Origin of the sequence: Bradyrhizobium sp., from assembly GCF_049798375.1 — a bacterium.
GTDB lineage: Bacteria > Pseudomonadota > Alphaproteobacteria > Rhizobiales > Xanthobacteraceae > Bradyrhizobium.
In genome coordinates, this window is the sequence record NZ_JBARGP010000016.1 from 1 (window position 1) to 3,291 (window position 3,291).

The following is a 3,291-nucleotide window of genomic DNA, read 5'->3' on the forward strand; positions in this document are numbered from 1 at the left end:
GTCGCGCGCGAGATCGAGCGGGTCGATTCCGGCTACCGCTCGATGAATTCGGTGCAGTCCTCGCTGGTGATGTATCCGATCTATGCCTATGGCGACGAGAACCAGCGCAAGAAATACCTGCCGAAGCTGGCGAGCGGGGAATGGGTCGGCTGTTTCGGCCTGACTGAGCCGGATGCCGGTTCCGATCCCGCAGGGATGAAGACCCGCGCCGAGAAGGTAGCGGACGGCTACCGCCTGACTGGCAGCAAGATGTGGATCTCGAATGCGCCGATCGCCGACGTGTTCGTGGTCTGGGCCAAGTCGGCCGAGCACGACAACCAGATCCGCGGCTTCGTGCTCGAGAAGGGCATGAAGGGCCTGTCGGCGCCAAAGATCGGCGGCAAGCTGTCGCTTCGTGCCTCGATCACCGGTGAGATCGTCATGGACGGCGTGGTGGTGCCGGAAAGCGCGCTGCTGCCCAACGTCTCCGGCCTCAAGGGGCCGTTCGGCTGCCTCAACCGCGCTCGCTACGGCATCTCCTGGGGCGTGCTCGGCGCGGCCGAAGACTGCATGCACCGCGCGCGGCAATACACGCTCGATCGCAAGCAGTTCGGCAAGCCGCTCGCCGCCACCCAGCTGGTGCAGAAGAAGCTCGCCGACATGCAGACCGAGATCGGGCTTGGCTTGCAGGCTTCGTTGCGCGTCGGCCGCCTGATGGACGAGGGCAAGATGGCGCCCGAGATGATCTCGATCGTCAAGCGCAACAATTGCGGCAAGTCGCTCGACATCGCGCGCGTGGCGCGTGACATGCACGGTGGCAACGGCATCCAGATCGAATACCACGTGATGCGCCACGCGGCGAACCTGGAAACAGTCAATACCTATGAAGGTACCCACGACGTGCACGCGCTGATCCTGGGCCGCGCCATCACCGGCATCCAGGCGTTCGGGTAGTTTGCGCAATGTAGGATTGGTGTCGCTGACGCTCAACCCATCCTATGAGACCGGACAAAAGGCATCTGATGGCCGACAACGACGACGTCCCGTTCAACAAAAATTTTCCGCTGAAAGCGGGGGTCGTCGAGGAAGTCCGGCCCGGCGTGCGGCGCGTGCTGTGCGACAATGCGAGCCCGTTCACCTTCACCGGCACGGTGAGCTACATCGTGGGCCACGGCAAGGTCGCGATCATCGATCCCGGTCCTGATAACGCGGCTCACGCAGCGGCACTGTTGGATGCGGTGCGCGGCGAGACCGTCACGCATATTCTTGTCACCCACACCCATAACGATCATTCGCCGAACACCGGCCGCATCAAAGCGGCGACCGGCGCGCCTGTCTATGCGGAAGGGCCGCATCGCGCCTCGCGACCCCGCTACGAGAGCGAGAAGCACAGCCCGGAATCCGGCGCAGATCGCAATTTCATGCCCGACATCGGAGTTGGCCATGGCGATGTCATCGAAGGCGAGGGTTGGCGGCTGGAGGCGGTGGCGACGCCTGGCCACACCGCCAATCATCTCGCGTTTGCCTGGCCGGAGCGCAAGCTCAGTTTCGTCGGCGATCACGTGATGGGCTGGTCGACCTCGATCGTGGCGCCGCCAGACGGTTCGATGCTCGACTACATGAATTCGCTGGAACGGCTCGCGGCCCGCGACGAGGATCTGTATTTCTCTGGCCATGGCCCGGAGATCCTCGAAGCCCCGCGCTACGTCCGCTTCCTGATCCGCCACCGCCAAGCGCGTGAAGCCTCGATCCTGCATCGTCTCGCCAAGGGCGAGGCCGACATCCCGACCATGGTGCGCGCGATCTATATCGGCATCGATCCGCGGCTGATGCGGGCCGCGGGCTATTCGGTGCTGGCGCATCTGGAAGACCTGGTCGTGCGCGGCGTGGTCGCAACCGACGGCGATCCGGTGATCGAGGGGCGGTATCGACTAGCGAACAACTAGGACGTCATTCCGTGGCGACGCGAAGCGTCGAACCCTCAGGTGCGCAATTGCGCACCGAGAATCTCGACGTGGGAGCGTCAAAACAATCTCGAGATTCCGGGTTCGCGCTGAGGCGCGCCCCGGAATGACGCGCTTTGGCGCGTCACTTCTTGACTGTCTTCTGCCCCTTGGCGGCCGGCGGCGGCGGTACCACCTTTTTGACCGGCTTCTGCGCGTCGGCTTCGCCGGCATTGTTGAGATCGTCGATCAGCTTGTTGATGCGCGCGGCATTGCTGCCGATGTCGCTATCGAAATAGCGCGAGGCCGAGCGGATATCGATCCGCGAATCCTCGCCATCGGGCTGCACCCGGATCGAGACGTCTTCGCGAAAACCCATGATCGGCGTGCGCGCGATCGCCTCGATGCGGCCGACCTTGCGCGGCGGCTGTGGCGCGCGCTCGTCGACGATGAACCATTTGCGCCGGTTGACGAGCCTGAGCGCGATCGCGTAGGCGCGGTCGGGTGGGATCTCCAGCTGCACCGGCTCGATGTCGGGATAGGCCTTCTGCTGCTGCTCGGCCGAATAAAGCCCGGCATAGACGGCCGTGTTGGTGCCGTCGCCGTTCCGTAAGGGCGCCAGCGCCTCGAAGCGCGGCGGATCGATCGGATCGGTGGTGATGTCGTAAATCTTCGGCAGCTTGCGGTATTGCACGGCGAGATAGGCCGGATAGGCCAGCACCACCGCATCGATCACCAGCGCCAGCAAGATCCGGCTCATCCCCCGGCTGCCGTTGCGCCAGATCGCCGCGAAGGCGGCGAGCCCGACCAAGATCGACAGCACCGCGCAGCCGAGCGCACCGAAGAAGGTCATCAGCGCCGGCTTCATCTCGAGGAAGTCGAAACGCAGCACCAGGATCGATACCAGTACCGCGACCACCGAGAACACGGCGAGATTGCGAGCCCAGCTTGCAAGGCTGGAGACGGGCTCCGACAGATAGGGAGCGTGAAACCTGCGGGCCATCGGAAGCGGAACTACCGGGTTGGGCCGAACCCGGAGGAGGGCGGCCGGTTCTCTCCGTGTGAGACCATGGCGATGCGGTAAATTCAAGGGGGCATCGATGGAACGCGGTGCGCCCGTACCTGACTCCTGCCGCCCGGGCTGGCACCGGCAAGGCCCGAACGATAGGTGGCCCGGGCCCGGATCGCCCAAACAAAGGCCTCCCATCGCTTGCGCAATGAGAGGCCGTGTCAGGTCGACGTGATGGGCTCAGCTCCGACCCAAGCCCACGCTTAGCTCAATGGCTCTTCACCAGCGGACATTCGGAATCGGAGAGCTTGCCGAAAGCTTCCTCGCCCGACATGGTCTGCACCAGCTTGTAGTAGTCCC

Annotated in this window: 3 protein-coding genes; 2 read left to right on the forward strand and 1 reads right to left on the reverse strand. The window is 64.2% G+C overall.

Translation table 11 applies throughout. The features are described 5' to 3' along the window. A partial coding sequence (locus WA702_RS00600; protein WP_425108586.1) for an acyl-CoA dehydrogenase family protein occupies positions 1–933 on the forward strand: 933 nt, incomplete at its 5' end. Positions 934–1,001: 68 nt separating this feature from the next. Further along, a complete protein-coding gene (locus tag WA702_RS00605) occupies positions 1,002–1,925 on the forward strand; it encodes an MBL fold metallo-hydrolase (protein ID WP_425108587.1) in 924 nt (307 codons plus the stop codon). A 142-nt stretch (positions 1,926–2,067) separates the two neighbouring features. On the opposite strand, the gene WA702_RS00610 is transcribed toward WA702_RS00605, so the two are convergent. Beyond that, a complete protein-coding gene (locus tag WA702_RS00610) occupies positions 2,068–2,925 on the reverse strand; it encodes a DUF1499 domain-containing protein (RefSeq protein ID WP_425108588.1) in 858 nt (285 codons plus the stop codon). Between the last annotated feature and the right edge of the window lie 366 nt (positions 2,926–3,291).

Excerpts from the sequence above, each read along its gene's own strand:
- WA702_RS00605 (WP_425108587.1), top strand. The coding sequence starts at position 1,002 with ATGGCCGACAACGACGACGTCCCGTTCAACAAAAATTTTCCGCTGAAA.
- WA702_RS00610 (WP_425108588.1), bottom strand. The coding sequence starts at position 2,925 with ATGGCCCGCAGGTTTCACGCTCCCTATCTGTCGGAGCCCGTCTCCAGC.